This is a genomic window from Micromonospora sp. WMMD980, from assembly GCF_029626035.1.
Classification (GTDB): Bacteria; Actinomycetota; Actinomycetes; order Mycobacteriales; family Micromonosporaceae; genus Micromonospora.
This window is the reverse complement of sequence record NZ_JARUBE010000003.1, coordinates 158,653-182,333: the sequence shown is the minus strand read 5'-3', so window position 1 is coordinate 182,333 and position 23,681 is coordinate 158,653. Positions and strand designations below refer to the sequence as shown.

Genomic DNA, 23,681 nt, shown 5'->3' with positions numbered 1-23,681 from the left:
TGCCCGGCATGACCTCTCCGGACGCTCTCGTGCGGGTCGCCACGGCCCGCGGGGTGACCACCCTCACCCTGGACAGCCCGCACAACCGCAACGCGCTCTCCACCCCGCTGATGACCGAGCTGCTGGCCGGGCTGGCCGCGGCGGTCGCCGACGACACGGTCCGGGCGATCGTGCTCGATCACACCGGCCCGGTGTTCTGCTCCGGCGCCGACCTGAAGGAGACCGCCGCCGCGTACGCCAGCGGCACCGTGCCGGCCGGGATGCTCGGCGACGTGCTGGCCGCCGTGCGGGAGTGCCCGAAGCCGGTGCTGGCCAAGATCGCCGGGCCGGCCCGGGCCGGCGGACTCGGCCTGATCGCCGCCGCCGACCTGGCGGTCTGCGCCGAGGAGGCCACGTTCGCGTTCACCGAGGTGCGGATCGGCGTGATCCCGGCGGTCATCTCGGCGACCGTGCTGCCCCGGCTGAGCCCGCGGGCCGCCGCCGAGCTGTATCTGACCGGTGACACGTTCGACGGGCGGCGGGCCGCCGAGATCGGGCTGGTCACCGCCGCGGTGCCGGCGGACGGGCTGGACGCCGCCGTGGCGCGCTACTGCGCCTCGCTGGTGCAGGGGGCGCCGACCGCGCTGGCCGGGGCGAAGGAACTGCTGCGCCGGCCGTCGGCGACCGACCTGCGGGCGGAGATCGCCGAGTTGGCGGCGCTCTCCACCGGTTACTTCCTCTCCGACGAGGGGCGGGAGGGGGTGCTCGCGTTCCGCGAGAAGCGCCCGGCCGCGTGGGTGCCCACCGGAGAATGAAAGGCGGGGCCCCCTGTTAACGCCTCCGGCATAGGCGGGGCCCCTTGTTAACAACCGCGCGGTGACGGCGCGGTGACGCGGCGGCAGGCAGGCCGGTCGGCCGAGTCGGGAAGCGGCGCCGGCGACGTACGCTGGTCGGACTGTCGGGACTGGGGGTGCTGGTGCGGACGCGAGCGTCGATCGTGGCATCTGGTGTGGTGGTGTGCGTACTGGCTCTGCTCGCGGTCTGGTTCGTGACCAAACAGTTCGGTCACCACCTGCGGCTGCCGCTGGCCAGCCGGACCTGCACCGTGCAGGCCGACGGCGAGGTGGTGCTCGGCGCCGACCAGATGGCCAACGCGGCCACCATCGCCGCCATCGGCATCCAGCGCCAGATGCCGGAACGGGCCGTGGTGGTGGCGCTGGCCACCGCCTACCAGGAGTCGCACCTGCGCAACATCGCGCACGGCGACCGGGACTCGCTCGGCCTGTTCCAGCAGCGCCCCAGCCAGGGCTGGGGCACCCCGGAGGAGATCCGCGACCCGCGCTACGCGGCCCGGAAGTTCTACGCCGCGTTGAAGAAGGTCAAGGGCTGGCAGGACATGCGGGTCACCGAGGCCGCGCAGCGGGTGCAGCGGTCGGCCTACCCCGAGGCGTATGAGAAGTGGGCGGACGAGTCGGAGGTCCTCACCCGCGCGTTGCTCGGCCAGGCGACCGGCGCGGTGGCCTGCACGGTCGGGTCGACGCCGACCATGCGCGGGGCCGCCGCGGCCAGCGCGGCGCTGGAGGGCCTGACGCTCGACTGGGGCCTGCCCCGGTTGACCGCCGCGGCGAACCTGACCGGGCTGACGGTGCCGGCCGGTGACGACCGCAGCGGCTGGCGGTACGCGCACTGGCTGGTCTCGCACGCCGACGACCACGGCGTGAAGTCAGTCCGCTTCGGCAACCTGGAGTGGACGGCCGAGCAGGGCACCTGGTCCCGGGTGAAGGGTGACCCGACGACGCAGGTGCTCGCCGAGGTCTTCGCCGACACCTGATCGGCCCGCGCTCAGCCCTTCACCGCTCCCGCCACGAGCCCGGAGACCATCCGGCGTTGGACCAGCAGGAAGAACACGATCACCGGCAGGGTGAACAGGGTGGACGCGGCCATCACCGAGCCCCAGGCGGTGTCGTCGCGACCGAAGAAAAACGTCATGGCCACCGGCAGCGTGTACTTCTGCTGGTCGTTGATGAACGTCAGCGCGAAGATCAGCTCATTCCAGGCGGTGATGAAGGAGAAGATGCTGGTCGCCACCAGGCCGGGCGCGACCAGCGGGAACAGCACCTTGCGGAAGGTCTGCGCCCGGCTTGCCCCGTCGATCGCGGCGGCCTCCTCCAACTCCTTCGGCACCGCCGCGACGAAGCCACGCAGCATCCAGACCGCGAACGGCAGCGAGAACCCCAGGTAGGTGAGGATCAGGCTGGGCAGCGTGTTGTAGAGCCCGAGCCGCTGGATCATCAGGAACAGCGGGATGACCAGCGCCTCCAGCGGGATCATCTGCACCACCAGCAGCAGGATCAGGAAACTGGTGCGCAGCTTGAACCGGAACCGGGCCACCGCGGTCGCGGCGAGCAGCGCCACCAGCCCACTGAGCAGCACGGTCGCCACCGCGACCAGCACGCTGTTGAGGAAGAAGTCGAGGAACGTCACCCCGGGAATCAGGTTGCCGGTGAGGATCTCCCGGTAGTGCTCCAGGGTCGGCTGCGCCGGCACCGGGCGTGGCGTGGCGGAGAAGATCTCCCGGTTGGGCTTCAGCGAGGTCGCGATCATCCAGTAGACCGGAAACGCGGCGAAGAGCGCGACCAACAGGCCGGCCCCGTTGAGCGCGAGCTTCTTCACGACTCGTCCTCCTGCCGAAGCACCATGCGGACGTACAGGGCGGTCACCACGAGCAGGATGACGGTGAGGATGACGGCGATCGCGGAGCCGAGGCCGTACTTGGGCGGTGGCGAGAAGGCCTCCGCGTACGAGTAGATCGACAGCATGAAGGTGGACCGGTCCTGGGTGCCGCCGGCCAGCACGAACTGCTGGGTGAAGACCTTGAAGTCCCAGATCGTGGAGAGCACCACGAGGATGCCGAAGACCGGCCGCAGGATCGGGAACGTGACCGACCAGAAGACCCGCCACGGTCCGGCGCCGTCGACCCGGGCCGCCTCCTGGAGCTCGGTCGGCACGCTCTTGAGCCCGGCGAGCACGCTCACCGCGATGAACGGGAACGAGTGCCAGACCACCACCAGCGTCAGGATGCCGAAGAAGAGCAGCGGGTCGTTGAACCAGCCGTAGCCGGTCCAGTCGCTGCGCCCGAACAGGGCGGTGGAGAGGCCGTCGGGGAGCTTGTTGAACAGCCAGGTGACCAGGCCGCTCGTGTCATCGAAGATCCACTTCCAGACGATGGTGCCGGTGAGCGCCGGAGTGGCCCAGGCGAGCATCACGCAGCTCGCCACGAACGTGGCCATCTTCTTGCCGAGCCGGTTGAGCAGCAGCCCGACCAGCGTGCCGAGCACCATGGTGAGCGCCACGTTGGCGACCGCGAAGAGCACGGTGTTGCGCAACACCGTACGGAAGAACGGGTCGCCGAGGATCTGCGCGTAGTTGGCCAGGCCGACCCACGGCCACTCGCGGTCCCCGCGAAGCTGGCGGACGTTGTCCAGTTTGAAGAAGGACATCGTCACGACCTGGCCGAGCGGCCAGAGCAGGAGCACGGTGATGATCGCCAGGCAGGGCAGGAGCAGCAGGTACGGGAGGCGGTCCACGTTTCGGCGGGGCCGCCGCGCGGGGTTCTCCCGCGCGGCGGCCTCGTCGGGGCGTTTCGTCAGTAAGCTCACTTGCTGTTCAAGATGCCTTCCATCTCGGTGGCCGCGTCGGCGGTTGCCTTCTCGACCGACTTCTGGCCCTTGATGACCGAGCTGTTCATCGCCTGGGTCACCGTCTTGGTGCGGCTGACCTCGACCCACTTGGGGGTGAGCGGGGTCAGCTTCGTGTTCTGGATGGCGGTGGCGAACGCGGCCATCACCTTGTCGTCGGCGTAGTTGCCGCCGCTGACCAGGTCCTTGTAGACCGGGAAGAAGCCGAGGCTGGAGGCGAACTCCTGGTCCTTCTGCTTGCTCAGCAACACGGTCATGTAGTCCCAGGCCAGCGCCTGCCGCTCGCTGTCCTTCCAGACGGCGATGTCGGAACCGCCGGCGAACGCCGGGGCGGGCTTGCCGTCCGGGCCGGGGATCGGGAACGTGCCCCAGACCTTCTCGATGTCGGGGTTGTCCTTCTTCATCGCGCCGCCCTGCCAGCTACCGGCGAACGCCATGGCGGCCTTGCCGGTGGCGAACTGGGTGCGGGCGTCGACCTCGTTCCAGCCGGCGGCGGCCGGTGGGGCGACCTTGTGCACGGTCACCAGGTCGGTCCAGAACTTGACCGCCTTCTGCGCCTCGGGCGTGTGGTAGCCGGACTTCCAGCTGTCGCCGTCCTTGGTGGCGATCTCACCGCCGGCACCCCAGAGGAAGGAGTAGAACGGCAGCTCGGAGTTGCCGGGCAGGGCGATGCCGTAGGTGCCGGGCTTCTTGGCCTGGACCGCCTTGGCGGCGGCGACCAGCTCGTCCCAGTTCGTCGGCGGCTTCACGCCGGCCTCGGCGAACCAGTCGGTGCGGTAGTAGACGGCGCGCACGCCGGCGTACCACGGCACGCCGTACTGTTTGCCGTCGAGCTGGGCGTTGCGCACCAGGTCGGGCAGGATGTCCTTGCCCTCGGACCAGCCGTTGAACTTGTCCGTGACGTCGGCGAGCGCCTCCTGGGCCGCCCAGCCCTGGGTCTCGGTGTTGCCCAGCTCGGTGACGTCCGGGCCCTCCCCGCCGGCGAGCGCGGCCTGGAACTTCTTCGGCGCCTCGAGCCAGGGAATGTACTGCACCACGACGTCGGTCTCGGGGTGCTTCTTCTTGAACTCCGCCTCGACCGTGTCGAGGAACGCGGTCTGGGCGTCGCCGCCCTCGCCCATCATCCAAACCGTCAGCTTGCTGTTGTCGGCGGCCTTGTCGTCGTCGCCGGAGCCACCGCAACCGGTCAGCACCAGCGCGGCCGACGCCACGATGGCGGTGACCGGAGCCAGCCGCTTCCACCTGTTCACGCCATATCTCCCTCAGGGCCGTTTGGCACTAACCTTCTCCGCCGCACCTTAGTAGGAAAATTTCCTTTACAACAGGGGGAGTTCGCGGCGGGCGGCCGAGGCGACGGTATCGCAGCCGAACGCCCGGGCGGCAGGGGTGCCGTCCGGGCAGCTCAGAGCGGGGGTACGCGGACGGGCGCCCGGCCAGTGGCCGGGCGCCCGTCGAAGCGGTGGTGCGGGGGTCAGTAGCGCGAGACGCCACGCCGGCGGCCGACGCCGGCCACCAGGGCCACGCCGATGGCGGCGAAGAGCACCTGCAGCATCAGCTCACGCCAGTCGATGCCGGCGGTCTCGGCGAAGCCGGAGGCCCGGGCGACGATCGTGCCGAGCAGCGCGGCGCCGACGCCGATCAGCATGTGCAGCCAGATCGGCATGTTCTGCCGGCCCGGCACGACCAGCCGGCCCAGCGCGCCGACGATCAGACCAACGACCAGCGCCGTGATGATGCCCCAGACGGTGAGCTCCATGGTCGCCTCCTCCTTCAGATCCGTTCACACGATTCCGTGTGTTTCTGTCGTGACCGCCAAATTCCCGACCCGTCAAAATCCCAAACCGACTCCGGTGACGAATTGTTCGCACCTGGCCTGAGCTGCCACTTAGCCCGCAAAGCCCCGGTCGGCACGCCATTGCCCGCACCGACGGGGTTCAATGCGAAACGCCGACGGGCGCCCGGCCGGTGAGGCCGGGCGCCCGTCGAGGCGCGTGCTACGCGGTCAGTGGTGGGTGACGCCGCGCCGGCGGCCGACACCGGCCACCAGGGCCACGCCGATGGCGGCGAAGAGCACCTGCAGCAGCAGCTCACGCCAGTCGATGCCGGCGGTGTCGGCGAAGCCGGAGGCCCGGGCGACGATGGTGCCGAGCAGCGCGGCGCCGACGCCGATCAGCATGTGCAGCCAGATCGGCATGTTCTGCCGGCCCGGCACGACCAGCCGGCCCAGCGCGCCGACGATCAGGCCGACGATCAGCGCGGTGATGATGCCCCAGACGGTGAACTCCACGGTCGGTCCTCCAAATAAGCGGTTTCGCACGTTGTGTGCGGTTGCTGTCGTGACCGCTAAGTGCCCGACCCGCCGAAAATCGAAACCGGCCGGAATCCCGCCGATCCGGCCCGCAGCCGCCGCCACGGCCGAATCCGCAGGTGGGAGCGCTGCTGCCGGCTGAAAATTTCCTGGGTACGCGAACCGGCCGGCGGCCCCGGGAGGGACGCCGGCCGGTCGTGGGGCCCCGGACCACCTACTTCTTGCCGGCGGCCTTGCCGTCGCCGGAGTCGGAGGAGAGCGCGGCGATGAAAGCCTCCTGGGGGACCTCCACCCGGCCCACCATCTTCATCCGCTTCTTGCCCTCCTTCTGCTTCTCCAGCAGCTTGCGCTTCCGGCTGATGTCGCCGCCGTAGCACTTGGCGAGCACGTCCTTGCGGATCGCGCGGATCGTCTCCCGGGCGATCACCCGGCTGCCGATGGCCGCCTGGATCGGCACCTCGAACTGCTGGCGCGGGATCAGCGAGCGCAGCTTCGCCGCGATCGTGGTGCCGTAGTTGTAGGCCTTGTCCTTGTGCACGATGGCGCTGAACGCGTCCACCGGCTCACCGTGCAGCAGGATGTCGACCTTCACCAGGTCGGACGCCTGCTCGCCGGAGGGCTCGTAGTCCAGCGACGCATAGCCCTTGGTGCGGCTCTTGAGCTGGTCGAAGAAGTCGAAGATGATCTCGGCCAGCGGCAGCGTGTAGCGCAACTCGACCCGGTCGGCGGAGAGGTAGTCCATCCCGAGCAGGGTGCCCCGCCGGCCCTGGCACAGCTCCATCACGGCGCCCACGTAGTCGTTCGGGGTGAGCACCGTGGCCCGCACCGTCGGCTCGTAGACCTCGGCGATCTTGCCGGTCGGGTATTCACTGGGGTTGGTCACCACGATCTCCTCACCGTCCTCGGTGATGGCGCGGTAGACCACGTTGGGCGCGGTGGAGATGAGGTCGAGGTTGAACTCCCGCTCCAGCCGCTCCCGGATGATCTCCAGGTGCAGCAGGCCGAGGAAGCCGCAGCGGAAGCCGAAGCCCAGCGCGCCCGAGGTCTCCGGCTCGTAGGTGAGCGCGGCGTCGTTGAGCTTGAGCTTGTCGAGCGCCTCGCGCAGGTTCGGGTAGTCCGACCCGTCGATCGGATAGAGACCCGAGTAGACCATCGGCTTCGGGTCCTTGTAGCCGCCGAGCGCCTCCTTGGCCTGGTTGCCGTTGATGGTGATCGTGTCACCGACCCGGGACTGGCGGACGTCCTTCACGCCGGTGATCAGATAGCCCACCTCGCCGACGCCGAGCGCGTCGGCCTTCACCATCTCCGGCGAGATGACGCCGATCTCCAACAGCTCGTGGACCGCGCCCGTGGACATCATCTTGATCCGGTCCCGGGCCGAGATCCGGCCGTCGACCACCCGGACGTAGGTGACCACGCCGCGGTAGACGTCGTACACCGAGTCGAAGATCATCGCGCGGGCCGGGTCGCCGGCCGCGCCGACCGGCGGCACGAACTGCCGGACGATCTCGTCGAGCAGGTAGGGCACGCCCTCACCGGTCTTGCCGGAGACCCGGATGCAGTCCGCCGGGTCTCCGCCGATCAGGTGGGCCAGCTCCTCGGCGTACTTCTCCGGCTGGGCGGCCGGCAGGTCGATCTTGTTGAGCACCGGGATGATGTGCAGGTCGTTCTCGAGCGCCAGGTAGAGATTGGCCAGCGTCTGCGCCTCGATGCCCTGCGCGGCGTCGACCAGCAGGATCGCGCCCTCGCAGGCGGCCAGCGAGCGGGACACCTCGTAGGTGAAGTCGACGTGGCCGGGGGTGTCGATCATGTTGAGCACGGCGGTCTCGCCGGCCCGGTCGCCCTCCCGGATCGTCCACGGCATGCGGACGGCCTGGCTCTTGATGGTGATGCCGCGCTCGCGCTCGATGTCCATCCGGTCCAGGTATTGCGCGCGCATCTGCCGGGGGTCGACCACGCCGGTGAGCTGCAACATCCGGTCGGCCAGGGTCGACTTCCCGTGGTCGATGTGGGCGATGATGCAGAAGTTCCGGATGCGCGCCGGGTCGGTGGCACCGGGAGCGTTCGCGCCGGGATCGAGCGTCGGTGGCACAGCGGTCCGTTCTGGTCGACTGACGTGAGCGGGCCGGCGTGGCGCCGGCCCCCTCTATGCTCCCACGCCGCCCGGCGCGCGCCCGGGCTCCCCCGTCACTCCACCGGCGGCTCGACGAAGAGCGCGGCCAACCTCGGCAGCCGGCGGCGGGCCTCCTCCTCGTCGTCGAAGTCCCAGAAGTCGTTCAGGTCCGGCACCGGCACCGGATCACGCTCGGCGGGCAACTCGGCCGCGGTGGCCTTCCGGTAGGCCTCCCAGGGCACCGACAGCATCCGCTCGCACTCGAACTCCTCCCCGCTGAGCGCGGCGGCCCGCACCCGGGGCAACTCGGCCAACGAATCCGGCTCGCCGACCGCCCGCGCGAAGACGGCCCGGCCCTGCGTCATCAGCCAACCCCGGAAGTATTCGAAGCCGTCGTCCGAGGCGCCGCCGTTGATCAGGTAGGCCGCGCCCCACAGGTCGACCCGGTAGGAGGCAACGATCACCCGCTGCTGGTGGTGGGCGTACCCGACGATCTCCTCGGGGTCGCGCTCGGCCAGCAGCGCGACCGCTCGGGCGGCGACCGCGTCGGCCTCTCCCCCGGCCCCGGCCCGGGCCTGGTCGATCAACTGCCAGAACTCGTCGGTCCTCATGGTCGGCAGTCTGGCAGAGCCCACCGACGCACCGCCCGCGACCGGCCAGGCGTCGGGTGCGGCAGCATGGTGCGGTGCGCGCGATCTCGCTACCACCCGTCCCGTACGGGGCGACGGCCGTCCGGCCCGGCTGGGCCGACCTGCCGGCCGGGCTACGCGACGCGCTGGCGACCCGGCTCGGCGGCTCACCGACCGCGGTCGAGGTGGCCGGCGGCGGCTTCACCAGCGGCTTCACCGCCGTCCTGACCGGCCCGGCCGGCGACCGGATGTTCGTCAAGGCGGCCGCGCTGGACCGGCAGCGGCACCTGGTCGACTGGTACGCCCGCGAGGCCGCGATCCTGGCCCGCCTCCCCGCCGGCCTGCCGGTGCCCCGGCCGCGCTGGTCGCTCACCGACTCCGGCTGGTACGCCCTCGCCCTGGACGCCATCGACGGGCGCACCCCGCGGCTGCCCTGGGACCCGGCTGAGCTGGCCGCGGCCCTCACCACGTACGCCGAGGTCGCCGCCGCGCTGGCCGACCCGCCCGCGGACCTCGTCGCGCTCGGCCTGCCCCGCCTCGCCGACCTGGCCCGCGACGACATCCTGTGGTGGGGCGAGGTGGCCGCCGGCCGCGAGTCGCTGCCCGAGCCGGCGGCCCGGGCGCCGCTGGCGGAGCTGGTCGCGCTGGAGTCCCGGCTCCCCGGGTACGCGGACGCCGCCGCCGGGCTGGCCCACGGCGACCTGCGGGTGGACAACCTCCTGATCGACCCGGACGGTCGGGCCTGGCTCTGCGACTGGACCTGGCTCTGCCACGGGCCGCCCTGGTTCGACCTCGCCGGTTTGTTGATCACCGGCTACGCCGCCGGCCTGGACGCGGACGCCGCCTTCGCCGGCCACCCGTCGGCCGCCGTGGCGCCGGCCGACGCGCTGGACGTGAGCCTGGCCGCACTCGCCGGCTACTTCCTCACCGGCGCCGCCGCCGGACCGTCGAGCGCCTCCCCGCACCTGCGGTCGCACCAGCGGTGGAACGGCGAGCAGGCGCTCGCCTGGCTGGCCGCCCGCCAGCACTGGACCTGACCGCTCGCCCGGTCGCAAGGAGGGGCCCCCTTTTAACACCTCTGGTTAAGAGGGGACCCCTCCTCTACCGGAAGCGTTAAGAGGGGGCCCCGCCTTACCCTCGTTTTGGCCCGGCGGGGAGCGACCTGGTAGCCTGGCCATTCGCGCGGCGATGACGCATGCTCGTCGTGCGCGGAAGCTGACCAACCCGAGCTATCAAGACGAGGCTGTCGCGTGGCGAACATCAAGTCCCAGATCAAGCGCAACCGGCAGAACGAGAAGCGCCGGCTGCGGAACAAGTCGGTCAAGTCGTCGCTGAAGACCGCCATCCGCAAGTTCCACGAGGCTGCTGAGGCCGGCGACGCCGAGAAGGCGACCGTTCTCATGCAGGAGGCCACCCGCAAGCTGGACAAGGCTGCCAGCAAGGGTGTCATCCACGCCAACCAGGCGGCCAACCGGAAGTCGGCGATCGCCAAGCGCGTCGCCTCGTTCTCGGCCTGACGAGACCGCAGACCTGACCGGAAGCCCCGGGACGATGTCCCGGGGCTTCCGGCTGTCCGCGTTTCCACCCGTGGGACAGCCCGGTCAGCAGCCGATCCGGCTGGACCCGACCGCGACGTCGTCGTACCAGAGGGTGTCCGCACCGCCGCCGTAGCTCTCCCAGCCCAGCTTCAGGTCGGTGAGCTGCGGCCGCCAGGTGCGGTTGTACCACTGGCCGTCGATGTCGTGGGTCGGCACACCGTCGGCGGTGAGCCCGGCGACGGCGGCGCCGTCCAGCCAGGTGCGGAGCTGACCGGCCGAGCCGTCGACCATGAACTCCAGGCAGGCCCACCGGTTGGTGGGCAACGGCACGCTCTGCGCCACCCCGGCCGGGCTCTGCTCGGGCAGCGTCGCGTCGTCGGAGGCGCGGTTCCACTGCAGGGCGCCGTTCTGACCGCCCATCCGCAGGTCCTTGTTGCCGTCGGCGGCGTCGGCCATCGCGATCATCGTGGTGTGGTCGGTGGGCTGGGCGGTGGTGTGCCGCACCCAGATCCGGCCGTAGCGGACACTGCCCACGCCGCCCAGGTTCCTGGTGGACCGGATGAAGACGTGGTTGCAGTACCCGGCCGCGCCGTTGAGCCGGACCGCCCGGCTGCCACTGTGCGTGGTGGCCGTGTCGATGGTGGCCGTGCCGGCGCCGGCGCAGTCCGGGGTCACCACGCTCCAGTCGCCGGAGGGCGTCGAGCCGGTCTGGTTCTCGAAGCCGTCGCAGAGCACCGCCCCGGCACAGCCGACCGGCGGGTTCGTGGTCGGCGGCGGGCTGGTCGGCGGGAGCGTGGTGGGCGGCGGCGCGCTGGTCGGCGGCGCCGTGGTCGGCACCGTCGTGGTGGGCCCGCCGGTCGGTCCGGTGCCGTTACACGGTACGCCGTTGAGCGTGAACCCGGTCGGCGCGCCGCCGCCGGAGGCGAACGTGCCCTGCACCCCGAACTCGGTGGAGCCACCGGCCGGGATGCTGCCGTTGTAGGACAAGTTGCGGGCGGTCACCGTCGTACCGGACTGGCTGACCGTGGCGTTCCAGCCGTTCGTGACGCGCTGGTCCCCGGTGTACGTCCAGGTGACGGTCCAACTGGAGACGGCGGTGTCGCCGGGTGAGACCGTGACGGCGGCGGTGAACCCGCCGGGCCACTGGTTCGGCGTGTAGTCGACCCGGCAGCCCTGGGCGGCCGCGGCCGGGCCGGCGAGCAGGGCCGTTCCGGTCGCGGCCACGGTGGCGGCCAGCGCGGCGACCACCGCCAGGGTGGGTGCGGTGCGGGCGCGGAGAATCGTCATGACGGATCCTTCGGAATCGAGCGGGGCGGAGGCGACGCGGCGCCGCGCGTCCGACACGGATGCGGCGCGACGGCGTGCCCTCGGGGGTGGCGCGGCGATGCGCCACGTCGACTGGTCGGCGCGTGCGGCCGACGTGCCCGGCTCGGGTGGAGCGTGTCCCTCGCCGACGGCCGGTCACCCGGGACCGCGGCGGTGCCCACCCTCAATCTATTGACAGATCCCTATCTAATCAAGCGCCTGTGGTCAGCGGGACGGGTCGGGCCGGCTGATCTCGGACTCGGCCCGGCGCCCGTTCTCTCCGGCCCGGTCGAACGGCTGCGCGGGGCGGCCCGGCCGGTGGTACGGGACGGCCGGGCCGGTGATCCGCCGATCCGCGGTCAGGCTCAGGCCAGCAGCCGTGGCCGACACCCGCGCCCGCCCGACGACCGGCTCCACCTGCCTGCGGAAACGCTCCCGCTCCTGCTCGGGCACCTGGGCCGCGGTGCGGATCACCATCTCGGCGACCACGTCGTTCAGTTTGACCATCGCCGCGACGGCGGTCGGCAGCACCAGCACCGCCCACCAGTTCACCAGTTCGGCGAGCGCGAGCAGCACGGCCAGCGCCGCCGCGCCCTCGAAGAAGAGAAAGCAGAGCACCCCGCCCGGGTTGACGAAGCGCAGCCCGAGCACCCGGGCGTAGAGCGGACGGTACCGCTCCTCGTCCGTCGGCACCATGGACCACGCTCGGGTCACCGGGCGTCGCCCTGCCGCGCCGCCGCCACCGAGAAGACGGCCCGCTCCAGCGCGTAGGCCCGGTCGTCGGCGCCGCCCTTGACCGCCGCGTTGCACTCGGCCGCCGCCCGCATCGCCTCGACCAGGCCCTCAGGCGTCCAGCCACGACCCTGACGCTGGGCCCGCTCGATCTTCCACGCGGGCATGCCCAGGCTGCTGGCGAGCTGGTAGGCGCTGCCCCGACCGGCCGAGGCGACGCGGGCCACGGTCCGCACGCCGTCGGCGAGCGCGTCGGCGATGGGCACCGGGTCCACCCCGACGTGCAGTGCCCAGCGCAGCGCCTCCAGGGCGCCGGGGATGTCGCCGACCATCGTCGCGTCGGCCACGGTGAAGCCGGTGACCTCGACGCGGCCCCGGTAGTAACGGGAAACCGTCTCGGCGTCGATCCGCCCGTCGGTGTCGGCGACGAGTTGGGAGCAGGCGGCGGCCAACTCGCGCAGGTCGTTGCCGACCGCCGCGATCAGGACCTCGGCGGCGTCGTCGGCGCACCTCCCCCCGTTGCGGCGGATCTCGTCCCGCACGAAGGCGACCCGCTCACGGTGCCCCTTGAGCTTCGCCGCCGGCACCACGGTGGCGCCCCCCGCCCGCAGCCCGTCGGCGAACGCCTTGCCCTTCCCGCCACCGAGGTGCAGCACCACGAGCTGCACCTCCGGGTCGGGGTTCTTCGCGTACGCCAGCAGCGCGGCGGACAGGTCCTTGCGGGTGTCCTGCCCGGAGCGGAGCACCAGGACCCGACGGCCACCGAACAGCGACGGGCTCAGCATCTCGTCGATCTCGCCGACCGCCACCGAGCCGGCCTGATATTCCCGCACGTCCACGTCGGGGTCCACGGCTCGGGCCCGGGCAACCGCTTCGGAGACCGCGCGCGTGGCGAGCAGCTCCTCGTCGCCGAGGACGAGCAGAATGGGAGGCAGGCTGGCCGGGGTCACGCCGCCCATACTCGCACGCACTTCGGCCGGTGCGTGCCTGCTCATCCGGGACTGTGACGGCGCAGCCCGCACACAACGCAAATCACGACATTTGCCTTGATCTACCAGCTATGCCGACAAGATCCCCGGATCGCTCCGGCGCGCTCACCGCGACCTCCCCCGTTCGACCTTCCGCGCGACCACCGCCAGGCCGGCTCCGGCCCGGACCGCGGCCACGTCGCCGTCGGTGTCGGTGCGCATCACCCGGGCACCTGCCCTGGTCAACCGGTCCATCAGACCCGCGTTGGGGTGCCCGTAGTCGTTGTCGACGCCGACGCAGACCAGCGCGACCGCCGGGCGCACCGCGGCGAGGAACTCCGGATCCTGGTAGGCCGACCCGTGGTGCGCCACCTTCAGCACGTCCGCCCGGATCGCGGACGCCGGCAGCGTCTCCCGCAGCGCCCGCTGCTCCTCGGTCTCGGCGTCGCCGGCGAGCAGGATCCGCACCCCGGCCACGGTGGCGGTCAGCACCAGCGAGTTGTTGTTCGGGTCGGAACGGCTGCCCCGCAGTGCATAGGGCGGGCCGAGCGCGGCCAACTCCACCGCTCCGGCCCGCCAGCGCCAGCCCGCCGGCACCGCGTCGAGGCGCACGCCCCCGCGACGAGCCGCCGCACGCACCTGGGCGACCCCGTAGGGCGGCTCGGACCAGGGCGGACCGACCACCGCGCCGACCCGCCGGCCCCGGAACACCCCTTCCACCCCGCCCACGTGGTCGGCGTGGAAGTGGCTGACCACCAGCAGCGACACCTCACGGACGCGGAGCCGCCGCAGGCAGCCGTCCACACCGGACGGCTCCGGGCCGGCGTCGACCACCACGGCCCGCCCGGCGGCGACCGGCAGCACCAGCGCGTCGCCCTGCCCCACCGCGCACGCCACCACCACCCAGCCACGCGGCGGCCAGCCCGGGGCCAGCAACCGGATCGGCACCGCGCCCAGCACCACGGCCACCACGACGACCGCGACCAGCCGCCGGGCCCGACGCCGCCGGGCGGCGAGCAGCAGCGCCACGCTCACGGCGGCCAGCAGCAGAGCGCCGGCCACACCGCCCGCCCACGGCACGTTCCCGGCCGGCAGCCCGGCCCCGTGCGACGCCACCGCCACCAGCCACCGCGCCGGCCAGCTCGCCAGCCAGGCGAGGAACTCGGCCCCCGCCGGCCACAGCGGGGACAGCACCGCGGCGAGCACGCCCAGCACGGTGGCCGGCGCGACGGCGGGCACGACCAGCAGGTTCGCCGGCACCGCCACCAGGCTGACCGTCGCGGACAGCCCGGCGATCACCGGGCCGCACGCGAGCTGCGCGGCGGCCGGCACCGCCAGCGCCTCCGCCAGCCCCGGCGGTACGCCCCGGCGCCGCAACGCGTCCCGCCAGCCCGGCGCGAGCAGCAACAGGCCGCCGGTGGCGCAGACCGACAGCGCGAAGCCCGGGTCGCCGGCCAGGTCCGGATCCAGCAGCACCAGCCCGGCGACCGCGGCCGCCAGGGCGGGCAGCGCGGCGCGGGACCGCCCGGCGGCCAGCGCGGCTAGCCCGATCGCGCCCATCGCTGCGGCCCGCACCACGCTCGGCGACGGTCGCACCAGGATGACGAAGCCGAGCAGGGCGAGGCCGCAGAGCACCACCGCGGCACGCGGGCCGGCGCGCGCCCAGCGGGCCAGCAGCAGCACCGCGCCCACGATGATCGCGACGTTGGAACCCGACACCGCGTTGAGGTGCGTCAGCCCGGTGGCCCGGAAGTCCTCCTCCACCTCGGGCAGCAGCCGGCTGGTGTCCCCCACCACCAGCCCGGGCAGCAACCCGCCCGGCGCGTCGGGCAGCGGCTCGCAGGCCCGTTGCAGACCGGCCCGCAACCTGCCGGCCGCGCGCTGCGCCCACGACGAAGCCCCGTGCCGGGTGGGTGACCCGGTAGCCGAGAGCACCGCCGCCGTGAGGTCACCGCCGCGCGGCTCGGCGAGCCGGCCACGGGTGGTGACCCGCTGCCCCGGCAGCATGCCCTGCCAGCCCGGGTCGGTGGCGAGCACCAGGCCGCGCACCGGGCCGGTGACCTGGCCGCCATCGGGGCCGGTGAGGCGTACCAAGTCGACCCGGACCAGCAGCGGCGCCGGGCGGCCGGGTGAGCCGCGCACCCGGCGCGGGTCGTCGCGGACCACCAGGTCGGCGGTGACCAGCGCGCGCTCGGCGACGAGGGCGCGGATCGGGGTGGCGTCGCGGACCGCGAGCCGGGCCCCGGTCGCCGCCGCCCCGCAGAGCACGCCGAGCAGGACGGCGACGAGGATCCAGCCGTGGCGGCGGATCGGCGCGGGACGCCCACGACGCATACGCAGGCTCACGACCAGCGCGAGCACGGCGGCGACGGCGGCCAACGCGGCGGTAGCCCGGACGGAGAGGTGCAGCCCGGCCAGCGCGGCGAGCCAGGCGGCCACCGCGAACCCGGCGAGCCGCAGGTCCGGCCCGGCGTCCGCACCGTCGGCGCTCACACCGTCACCAGTTCCTTGAGCTGCTCGTAGCGGGCGTCGCCGATGCCCTCGACCTGCCGCAGGTCGGAGACGGACCGGAAGCCGCCGTGCTGCTCCCGGTGGTCGAGGATCCGCTGGGCGAGCACCGGGCCGACGCCGGGCAGCGCATCCAGCTGAGCCAGCGTGGCGGTGTTCAGATTGACCGGACCGGCGGCTGGACCACCTGGCGCACCACCGGCCGCCGGACCGGGGGCGGCCTGCCCAGGCGGGGCGGAGACGCCGACCAGGATCAGCTCGCCGTCGGTGACCTTGCGGGCGGGGTTGAGCAGCGCCACGTCGACGCCGGGCAGCGCGCCACCGGCCGCTTCCACGGCGTCGGCCAGGCGGGCGCCGGCCGGCAGCCGCACCAGCCCTGGGCGACGGACCTTGCCGGCGACGGCGACAACCACCTGACCGGTCGACGCGGCCGGCGTCGCCTCGGTCACCGCGCCGGCCGCCTGCGTCGCCACCCCGGCCGTCGCCTCGCCGGCCGGGGCGACCGGACGGACGGGTTCGGCGGTCGGCCGGGAGCGCCACGCCCATACGGCGGCCGCCAGGACGACGAGCGCGGCCACGGCAGCGAGGGCACGGACACCGCGCCGGCCTGGATCGAACGCGCCCGGCCCGGGCAGCCGGGACGCCAGCCCTCGCCCGGGTTCTGGGGGTGGGCTGGCGTCCGGCCCGTCGGGATCGTGCTCGACGAACACCGAGTCCGACTCCATCCGAGGCGTCGACGGGCGGCCGGGCTCCGGGCGACCGTGCCGCAGCCCGGGGCGGGCCGGCTGTCGCGGGCCGGGGCGGGCCGGCTCGGGAAACGGGTACGCCGGTGGCGGCTCGGGCGTCGCCGCTCGGACGTCATGCGGCGCACCGCCGGCGGGAGCGGGGACGGCAGCCGGCCGGCCCGCCGGCGTGAACAGCCGGGCGAGCCGCCGCCGTACCGTCGTCTCCTCGTCGTCTGACACGGCTCGGGACGCTAGCGGCGGCGACGCGCCGAAGGTGGGCCGTTGAGCCCTCGCCTGTGGACAACGGGGCGCTTGTGGACAACCACCCGATCATGCCGTCGATGTGCTAACCGGCGATGTCGTAGGTGGTGCCGCAGGCCGGAGTCGATCGCGAGTGGTCGTCTCGGGGGGCTACTAACCTGATGCCGTCGATGAATCAGGGAGCAAGTCACTCGCGTTATGAAGTTTGTAGGCAGCGTTGCGGCCTATCAACTCTCGACATCCGCGGCTACGCCTCGTCGTCCGCCTCGCCGAGATGTGGGCGGTGCTCCTCGATCCACGCCTCGACATCACGTTTCCGCCACACCGCACCCATCTCCCGGTCGACCATGAGGCGATCCGGCCGCTCTGGCACTGCCGCAGCGGCTGCGGCATCTGGCCGTGCCCGTCCGAACGGATGAGGCTGCGCGCCGCGTACGACGACGATCCGGTCGGGTTGTCCGTGTACATGGCCGGCTGCCTGTTCGGCGCGACCGGCGACCTTCGCCGGCTCGACCGGTGCGGCATGCCCCGACCCGATGCCCTGTTCACCCGCTTCGTCGGCTGGACCCGCCGAGACCACCGCCTCCGGTGAGCCCTGTCGAACGTCCGACCGGGCCGACCTTCCGCACGGGTGACGTGGTGCACCTGACCCGAGCGGCGAGTGTCCAGTTCGTCCGGCCGATCGTGGTGCGCGTGATCCGGGAGCTGACCGACCGGCACCCCTACCACGGATGGGCGTGGATCGAGGGCTACGAGCTGAGCACACGCGGCACCGCCGTCGCGAAACGCGAGCTGTTCGTGATGCCGGCGGGCGTGCGCTGGTTGTCCCGCGCGCCGGTCAGCGCGCCTCGGGGTCCAGGCCGAGCGCGGCCCGGCCCCCGTCGACCGGCAACGTCACCCCGTTGACGAACGAGGCCGCCGCCGACAGCAGGAACGCGACCACGTCGGCCACCTCCCCGGTTCGCCCCATCCGGCCCACCGGGTGCAGCCGGGCCAGCTCCGATTCGACGTGCGCCACCCCGGCCGGGTCCAGGCGGGCGAGGTAGGCGGCGTGCCGCTCGGTGTGGATCGAGCCGAGCGCGACCGCGTTGGCGCGGATTCCGCGCGGACCGTAGTCCACCGCCAGCGCCCGGGTCAGCCCCTCCACGGCGGCCTTCGCGGTCGCGTACGGCAGGGCGCCCGGCACCGCCCGGCGGGCCTGGTGGGAGGAGACGTTGACGATCGCGCCGTCGGTGCCGGCGGCCAGGAACCGGCGTACCGCGGTGCCGGCGCCGACCACGGCGGGGCGCAGGTTGACCGCGATCAGGTCGAACACCTCGGCGGCGGACTCCCCGTGCAGGTCGGCGTCGCGGAAGACGGCGGCGTTGTTCACCCAGCCGGCCAGCGGCGCGAGCGCCTCGGCGCGGTCGGCGGCCCGGGCGGTGACCGTCTCGTCGGCGGCGTCCCCGGTGACGGCGTGCAGCCGGTCGGCGGCCGGGTGCCGGTCCAGCCAGTCCGTCGCGCCGGCGTCCCGCTCGACGACGACCACCGCGCCACCGTCGGCGGCCAGTCGTTCGACGATCGCCCGCCCGACCCCCCGCCCGCCGCCGGTGACGACGTACGACCGCGCGGTCATGAGCGGCGGTGGACGACCACGCAGGCCAGCCCGGGCCCGGCGTGCGCGGCGACCACCGCACCGGCTTCGGTGACGTACGTGTCGTGCAGGCGGTCGCCCAGCCGCTCGGTCAGCGCGGCCAGCAACGCCTCGGCGCGTTGCGGGGCGGCGAGGTGGTGCACCGCGAGGTCGACGTCGGCGTCGCCGGCCGCCTCGACGGCCAGGTCGACCAGGCGGGCCACGCCCCGACTCGCGGTGCGGACCTTGTCCTTCACCACGATCGCGCCGTCCGGCATGTGCATGATCGGCTTGACCGAGAGGGCGGTGCCGAGCAGCGCCTCGGCCGCGTTGATCCGGCCGCCTCGGCGCAGGAACTCCAGCGTGTCGACGTAGAAGTAGATGGTGGTCCGCTCGACCGCGTCCCGGGCCGCCGCGCGTACCCCGGCCAGGTCGGCGCCCCCGGCGGCGGCCGCGGCGGCGGCGAGCGCCGGGAAACCGAGACCCATGCCCGTGGAGCGGCTGTCCACCACCGTGACCCGGTCCTCGCCGACCTCGGCGGCGGCCAGCCGGGCCGCCTCGACGGTGCCGGACAACTCGGCGGAGAGATGCACCGAGACCACGCCGTCGGCGCCCTCGGCCAACAGCGCGCGGTAGACCTGCGCGAACTGCTCCGGCGCGGGGCGGGACGTGCTCACCGAGACGCGGCGGGCGCTCAACGCGCGGGTGGCGTCCGCCGGGGAGGTTTCGATGCCCTCCAGCCCTTCGGCGCCGTTGAGCACGACGGTCAGCGGGACGACGGTGAGCCGGTGCGCGCGGGCCGCCTCGGGGGGCAGGTAGGCGGTGGAATCGGTGACGACCGCTACGGGCATGACCGGCACGCTAGCCGATCTCGCGCCGACGCGCCGGGGCCGAGGGGACTCAGACCGCGTCGGTGAGCGCCGGCTGGGTGATCGGCCCGACATTGTGCGCCCGTAGGTGCCAGCCCCGGACGTCGTCGTGGCGCAGCTCGGTCCAGTGGCAGTTGGCCAGCGAGCCGACGCTGCGCAGCACGGCATGATCCCAGCCGAGCAGGTGACCGACGCCCTGCCGGGCGCCGCCGCCGTGGGTGGTGACCACCACGGTGCCGCCGGCGGCCAGATCGGCCGCGTCGCGGAACGCGGCGCCGAGCCGGTTGCCGAGGTCGTCGAGGTTCTCGATGCCGGCGCCCGGGTCGGGGTCGCCGGCCCGCCAGCGGGCGTACTCGTCCGCGAAGCGCTCGGCGACCTCGGTGAGCGCGAGGCCCTGCCACCGGCCGAAGTGCCGCTCACGCAGCCGGGCGTCGGTGCGGACCGGCAGCCCGGTGACCGCCGCCAAGGCGGCGGCGGTGTCGGCGGCCCGGCGCAGGTCGCTGGCGACGATGGCGTCGGGGCGCAGCGCGGCCAGCACGGGCGCGGCGGCGCGCGCCTGCTCCCGGCCGAGGTCGTTGAGCGGCACGTCGGTCTGGCCCTGGACCCGGCTCTCGGCGTTCCAGTCGGTGTTGCCGTGCCGCCAGACGATCAGGCGGGTCATTCGGCGGTGGCGGTGCCGGCGGCCGAGTCGGCCAGGTCGCGATCCACGAACGGGATCTGCGGGCAGTCCTTCCAGAGCCGGTCGAGCGCGTAGAACTCGCGCTCCTCGGTGTGCTGCACGTGCACCACGATGTCGACGTAGTCGAGCAGGACCCAGCGGCCGCCCCGCTCGCCCTCGCGGCGGATCGGCTTGGCCTTCTCCGGCAGCTCCAGCAGGCGCTCCTCGATGGCGTCGACGATGGCGAGCACCTGACGCTCGTTCGGCGCCGAGGCAACCAGGAACGCGTCGGTGATGGCGAGCTGGTCACCGACGTCGATGACGACGATGTCCTCCGCCTTCTTGTCGGCCGCGGCCTGGGCGGCGGCCATCGCCAGCTCGTACGCGCGCTCGGGAATGGTGGTCACCGTTCTCCTTCGATCATCCGTGCGACCCTCCAAGCCTCTCACACCCGCCGGGGCGGCGACTTGTCAGTTCTGGCCGGTTTCCGGGATGAACGGGGACGTAACGGGCGGGATCACCGCTGGTAGAGCCGCCGTTTGGCGATGTACTGCACCACACCGTCCGGCACCAGATACCAGACCGGCTCACCCCGACCCACCCGGGCCCGACAGTCGGTCGAGGAAATGGCCATCGCGGGCACCTGCACCAGGCTGACCGAGTCGGCCGGGAGGTGCTGGTCGGACAGCTCGAAGCCGGGCCGGGTCACGCCGATGAAGTGGGCCAACTCGAGCACCTCGCCCAGATCCTTCCAGGAGAGGATCCGCTCCAGCGCGTCCGCGCCGGTGATGAAGAACAGCTGCGCCTTCGGCCCGTACTCGGCGTGCAGGTCGCGCAGCGTGTCGACGGTGTAGGTGGGACCGCCGCGGTCGATGTCGACGCGGCTCACCTGGAAGCGCGGGTTGGAGGCGGTGGCGATCACCGTCATGAGATAGCGGTCCTCGGCCGGACTGACCGGTTCGTCCGCCTTCTGCCACGGCTGGCCGGTGGGCACGAAGACCACCTCGTCCAGGCCGAACCGGTCGGCCACCTCGCTCGCCGCCACCAGGTGACCGTGGTGGATCGGGTCGAACGTGCCGCCCATGATGCCGATCCGCCGGATGTCGTCCTCCACCCCGCGATCCTAGGCCGCACGTCGGCGTCGGCCGGCCCGGGTCACCGGGCTCGCGCCGGACGGGTGCCTACCCGCCCGGCGCGCCGCCGGTCAGGCCCCCGCCGCGGCCACCGCCGTCCGGGCCACCAGCGCCCGGCGCAGGTCGTCGTCCAGGTCGATTACCCGCCGGCGCAGCCCCGGCGTGATGTCGTCGCGGGCCAGCAGCGCCGCGGCCAGCTCCCGGGTGGGCTGCGCCACGGCGTAGCGCGGGAAGGCCAGCGCGGCGACCCGGTCCGCCACCCAGGCGGTACGCAACCGCGCGGTCGCCGGCATGTCGGCGAAGAACCGATCGACGTAGCCGGCGGTCAGCTCCGCCTGCTCCGGCTGCCAGAACCCCTCGGCGGTGGCCTCCACCAGCCGGTTCGACAACTCGGTGTTGTTGGTGACGATCTCCCAGGCGGCCCGTTTGGCGTCGGCGTCGGGCAGCGCGGCCCGGCAGCCGGCCGCCCGCTCGGCGCCGGTGGCGCTGCGGTCGGCCGCCGACTCGGCGGCGATCTCCGGCTCGCCGGCACCGCCCAGCACCACCAGCCGGTGCAGCAGCTCCCAGCGCAGGTCGGCGTCGACCGCCAGCCCTTCCGGCACGCCCTCGCCGGCCAGCCAGGCGGTGAGCAGCCCGGCGTCCGTGGTGGCGCCGATCAGGCCACGGGCCGCGGCGAGTTGCAGCGAACCGCCCGCCGGCGCGCCCGCCAGCAACGTCTCGCAGGCACCGGCGATGCGCAGCAGCGCCGCCGCCCGGGCCAGCGGATCGAGGTAGCGGTCGACGAGGTTGCGGCTGAGCGTGAGCACGTCCTCGGCGATGATCACCTCGGTCTCGGCCGGCAACGCGGCGGCGATCAGGGTGACCAGGTCGGCGACCGGCCGCTCTCCGTCGGTGGCGGCGTCCAGCGCCTCGCCCCAGAGCAGCGCCCGGGCCAGCGGGTCGTCGAGGCCGGGGAGCAGCATCGGCACCGCGTCGGCGGAGGCCGGGTCGAGCCGGATCTTGGCGAACGTGAGGTCGCCGGCATTGGGCAGCAGCAGGCCGGTGGCGGGCCGGCCGACCAGCTCCGGCAACGGGGTACGGCCACCGTCGGCGTCCGGGTCGAGGTCGACCTCGAACCGGCGTACCGGGCCGTCGGCGGTGTGGTGCGCCACCTCGATGCGGTGCGGTCGCAGCACCGGGTGGCTCGCCGGGGCGGTCTGCGCCACGGCGACCTCGGTCCACCGGCCGGCCGCGTCCACCGCCGCCTCCGTCCGCAGCGTGTTGACCTGCGGTCGGCGCAGCCACCGCTCGGCCCAGCCGGTCACGTCGCGCCCACCGGCTGAGGCGAGGCTGTCGAGCAGGTCGGTGAGCGTGGCGTTGCCGAACCGGTGCTTCGCGAAGTGCGCGTTCAGGCCGGCGAGGAACGCGTCGTCGCCGAGCCAGGCGACGAGCTGGCGCAGCACGCCGGCGCCCTTGGCGTAGGAGATGCCGTCGAAGTTGAGCAGGCCCGCCGCGGCGTCGGCGACCTCCTCCGGGGCCACCGGGTGGGTGGACGGGCGCTGGTCGGCCGCGTATCCCCAAGCCTTGCGGCGCAACGCGAACGTGGTCCACGCCTGGTCGAAGCGGGTCGCCTCGGCGGTGACCCGGGTGCCCAGGTACTCCGCGAACGACTCGTTCAGCCACAGGTCGTCCCACCAGCGCATGGTGACCAGGTCGCCGAACCACATGTGCGCCATCTCGTGGGCGATGACGGTGGCGCGCTGCTCACGCTGGCTGTCGGTGACCGCGGAGCGGAAGACGTAGTCGTCGCGCAGCGTCACCAGGCCCGGGTTCTCCATCGCGCCGGCGTTGAACTCGGGCACGAACGCCTGGTCGTACTTGCCGAACGGGTAACGCTCGGCGAAGAGCTGGTGGAACCGGTCGAGGCACTGCCGGGTGACGGTGAAGATCTCGTCCGCGTCGGCGTCGAGGTGCGCGGCGAGCGAACGCCGGCAGTAGAGACCGAGCGGGATGCCGGCGTGCTCGGACCGCAGCACGTGCCAGGGCCCGGCGACCAGCGAGACGAAATAGGTGGCCAGCGGCGCGGTGGGGGCGAACTCCCAGCGCCCGGGCACCGGCCGGTCGGCGAGCTGACCGTTGGCCGCCACCGTCCACTCCGGCGGTGCGGTGACCGCGAGCGTCACCGGGGCCTTCAGGTCCGGCTGGTCGAACGCGGCGAAGATGCGCGGACCGTCGTCCAGGAAGGACATCGCGTAGAGATAGGTCTCTCCGTCGGCCGGGTCGACGAAGCGGTGCAACCCCTCACCGGTGTTGGAGTAGGCCATCTCGGCCTCGACGGTGAGCGTGTTGGTCGCGGCCAGCCCGGTGAGCGGCAACCGCTCGTCGGCCAGCAGCGCCGGATCGAGGTCACGGTCGTTGAGGCGGGCCCGCAGGAGTCGGCGGGGCTTGACGTCGACGAAGGACTCGGCGCCGGGGGTGGCCCGGAACCGGATGGTGGTGGTGGAGCGGAACCGCTCGGCGTCGCCGGTCAGGTCGAGGTCCACCTGGTAGGACTCGACGGTGATCGACGCGCCACGCGCGGTTGCCTCTGCACGGGTCAGGCTCGGCATCCGCTTATCCTGCCCGATGAGGTCCGTGCGGGCCTCCTCGTGACGCGTGGCGATGGA

The 23,681-nt window shown here is 73.0% G+C and carries 24 protein-coding genes; 6 read left to right on the top strand and 18 right to left on the bottom strand.

Annotated features, from left to right (window positions below; genetic code table 11):
- The first annotated feature begins 8 nt into the window (after positions 1–8).
- Together O7618_RS01335 and O7618_RS01330 are read left to right on the top strand one after the other, a co-directional pair.
- Positions 9–794, top strand: coding sequence for an enoyl-CoA hydratase-related protein (locus tag O7618_RS01335; RefSeq protein ID WP_278104115.1), 786 nt, complete (start codon positions 9–11; stop codon positions 792–794).
- Positions 795–949: 155 nt separating this feature from the next.
- Positions 950–1,810 carry a hypothetical protein gene (locus tag O7618_RS01330; protein ID WP_278104114.1) on the top strand — a complete coding sequence of 287 codons (861 nt, stop codon included), beginning with the start codon at positions 950–952 and terminating at the stop codon, positions 1,808–1,810.
- An 11-nt stretch (positions 1,811–1,821) separates the two neighbouring features.
- Here O7618_RS01330 and O7618_RS01325 read toward each other — a convergent pair whose 3' ends face one another.
- From O7618_RS01325 to O7618_RS01295, 7 genes are all read right to left on the bottom strand, one after another.
- Positions 1,822–2,652 carry a carbohydrate ABC transporter permease gene (locus O7618_RS01325; protein ID WP_278104113.1) on the bottom strand — a complete coding sequence of 277 codons (831 nt, stop codon included), beginning with the start codon at positions 2,650–2,652 and terminating at the stop codon, positions 1,822–1,824.
- Positions 2,649–3,638 (bottom strand): sugar ABC transporter permease, encoded by a 990-nt coding sequence (locus tag O7618_RS01320; RefSeq protein WP_278104112.1) that lies wholly within the window; start codon positions 3,636–3,638, stop codon positions 2,649–2,651. Before O7618_RS01320 ends, O7618_RS01325 begins: the two co-directional genes overlap by 4 nt.
- Positions 3,635–4,927, bottom strand: a complete 1,293-nt coding sequence (locus tag O7618_RS01315; RefSeq protein WP_278104111.1) for a sugar ABC transporter substrate-binding protein — start codon at positions 4,925–4,927, stop codon at positions 3,635–3,637. The genes O7618_RS01320 and O7618_RS01315 overlap by 4 nt, the downstream gene beginning before the upstream one ends.
- A 221-nt stretch (positions 4,928–5,148) precedes the next feature.
- Positions 5,149–5,433: a transglycosylase gene (locus O7618_RS01310; protein ID WP_013287983.1), complete on the bottom strand. Its 285-nt coding sequence runs from the start codon at positions 5,431–5,433 to the stop codon at positions 5,149–5,151.
- A 246-nt stretch (positions 5,434–5,679) separates the two neighbouring features.
- The gene (locus tag O7618_RS01305) at positions 5,680–5,964 is read right to left on the bottom strand and encodes a GlsB/YeaQ/YmgE family stress response membrane protein (RefSeq protein ID WP_278104110.1); all 285 of its coding nucleotides are present in this window, start codon (positions 5,962–5,964) and stop codon (positions 5,680–5,682) included.
- Between the two features lie 235 nt (positions 5,965–6,199).
- Positions 6,200–8,077, bottom strand: a complete 1,878-nt coding sequence (lepA, locus tag O7618_RS01300) for a translation elongation factor 4 (protein ID WP_278104109.1) — start codon at positions 8,075–8,077, stop codon at positions 6,200–6,202.
- 95 nt (positions 8,078–8,172) lie between these two features.
- On the bottom strand, positions 8,173–8,709 hold the full coding sequence (locus tag O7618_RS01295) for a DUF4240 domain-containing protein (protein ID WP_278104108.1): 537 nt from the start codon (positions 8,707–8,709) through the stop codon (positions 8,173–8,175).
- A gap of 74 nt (positions 8,710–8,783) precedes the next feature.
- Between O7618_RS01295 and O7618_RS01290 the strand changes: the two genes are divergently transcribed.
- Together O7618_RS01290 and rpsT are read left to right on the top strand one after the other, a co-directional pair.
- The gene (locus O7618_RS01290) at positions 8,784–9,764 is read left to right on the top strand and encodes an aminoglycoside phosphotransferase family protein (protein WP_278104107.1); all 981 of its coding nucleotides are present in this window, start codon (positions 8,784–8,786) and stop codon (positions 9,762–9,764) included.
- Between the two features lie 213 nt (positions 9,765–9,977).
- Complete coding sequence (gene rpsT, locus O7618_RS01285) at positions 9,978–10,244, top strand: 30S ribosomal protein S20 (RefSeq protein ID WP_091071372.1); 267 nt, start codon at positions 9,978–9,980, stop codon at positions 10,242–10,244.
- 84 nt (positions 10,245–10,328) lie between these two features.
- Here the strand turns inward: rpsT and O7618_RS01280 are convergent, their stop codons facing one another.
- The 5 genes from O7618_RS01280 to O7618_RS01260 form a co-directional block, all read right to left on the bottom strand.
- Positions 10,329–11,552, bottom strand: a complete 1,224-nt coding sequence (locus O7618_RS01280) for a cellulose-binding domain-containing protein (protein ID WP_278104106.1) — start codon at positions 11,550–11,552, stop codon at positions 10,329–10,331.
- Positions 11,553–11,795: 243 nt separating this feature from the next.
- Complete coding sequence (locus O7618_RS01275) at positions 11,796–12,266, bottom strand: hypothetical protein (protein ID WP_278109870.1); 471 nt, start codon at positions 12,264–12,266, stop codon at positions 11,796–11,798.
- Between the two features lie 14 nt (positions 12,267–12,280).
- On the bottom strand, positions 12,281–13,261 hold the full coding sequence (gene holA / locus O7618_RS01270; RefSeq protein WP_278104105.1) for a DNA polymerase III subunit delta: 981 nt from the start codon (positions 13,259–13,261) through the stop codon (positions 12,281–12,283).
- Between the two features lie 135 nt (positions 13,262–13,396).
- A complete protein-coding gene (locus O7618_RS01265; protein WP_278104104.1) occupies positions 13,397–15,763 on the bottom strand; it encodes a ComEC/Rec2 family competence protein in 2,367 nt (788 codons plus the stop codon).
- Positions 15,760–16,743, bottom strand: a complete 984-nt coding sequence (locus O7618_RS01260; RefSeq protein ID WP_278104103.1) for a ComEA family DNA-binding protein — start codon at positions 16,741–16,743, stop codon at positions 15,760–15,762. The genes O7618_RS01265 and O7618_RS01260 overlap by 4 nt, the downstream gene beginning before the upstream one ends.
- 304 nt (positions 16,744–17,047) lie before the next feature.
- Between O7618_RS01260 and O7618_RS01255 the strand changes: the two genes are divergently transcribed.
- Together O7618_RS01255 and O7618_RS01250 are read left to right on the top strand one after the other, a co-directional pair.
- Positions 17,048–17,356 carry a hypothetical protein gene (locus tag O7618_RS01255; RefSeq protein WP_278104102.1) on the top strand — a complete coding sequence of 103 codons (309 nt, stop codon included), beginning with the start codon at positions 17,048–17,050 and terminating at the stop codon, positions 17,354–17,356.
- A complete protein-coding gene (locus O7618_RS01250) occupies positions 17,353–17,670 on the top strand; it encodes a hypothetical protein (protein WP_278104101.1) in 318 nt (105 codons plus the stop codon). The genes O7618_RS01255 and O7618_RS01250 overlap by 4 nt, the downstream gene beginning before the upstream one ends.
- Here O7618_RS01250 and O7618_RS01245 read toward each other — a convergent pair.
- The 6 genes from O7618_RS01245 to pepN all read right to left on the bottom strand — a co-directional run bounded on the left by O7618_RS01245 (position 17,603) and on the right by pepN (position 23,624).
- On the bottom strand, positions 17,603–18,379 hold the full coding sequence (locus O7618_RS01245) for an SDR family oxidoreductase (RefSeq protein ID WP_278104100.1): 777 nt from the start codon (positions 18,377–18,379) through the stop codon (positions 17,603–17,605). The genes O7618_RS01250 and O7618_RS01245 overlap by 68 nt on opposite strands.
- The gene (locus O7618_RS01240) at positions 18,376–19,227 is read right to left on the bottom strand and encodes a DegV family protein (RefSeq protein WP_278104099.1); all 852 of its coding nucleotides are present in this window, start codon (positions 19,225–19,227) and stop codon (positions 18,376–18,378) included. Before O7618_RS01240 ends, O7618_RS01245 begins: the two co-directional genes overlap by 4 nt.
- Before the next feature lie 49 nt (positions 19,228–19,276).
- Complete coding sequence (locus O7618_RS01235; protein WP_278104098.1) at positions 19,277–19,906, bottom strand: histidine phosphatase family protein; 630 nt, start codon at positions 19,904–19,906, stop codon at positions 19,277–19,279.
- A complete protein-coding gene (rsfS, locus tag O7618_RS01230; protein WP_278109869.1) occupies positions 19,903–20,274 on the bottom strand; it encodes a ribosome silencing factor in 372 nt (123 codons plus the stop codon). The genes O7618_RS01235 and rsfS overlap by 4 nt, the downstream gene beginning before the upstream one ends.
- Before the next feature lie 146 nt (positions 20,275–20,420).
- Positions 20,421–21,017 carry a nicotinate-nucleotide adenylyltransferase gene (gene nadD / locus O7618_RS01225; protein WP_278104097.1) on the bottom strand — a complete coding sequence of 199 codons (597 nt, stop codon included), beginning with the start codon at positions 21,015–21,017 and terminating at the stop codon, positions 20,421–20,423.
- A 90-nt stretch (positions 21,018–21,107) separates the two neighbouring features.
- Entirely contained in the window at positions 21,108–23,624 is a 2,517-nt protein-coding gene (gene pepN / locus O7618_RS01220) for an aminopeptidase N (RefSeq protein WP_278104096.1), read from the bottom strand.
- Between the last annotated feature and the right edge of the window lie 57 nt (positions 23,625–23,681).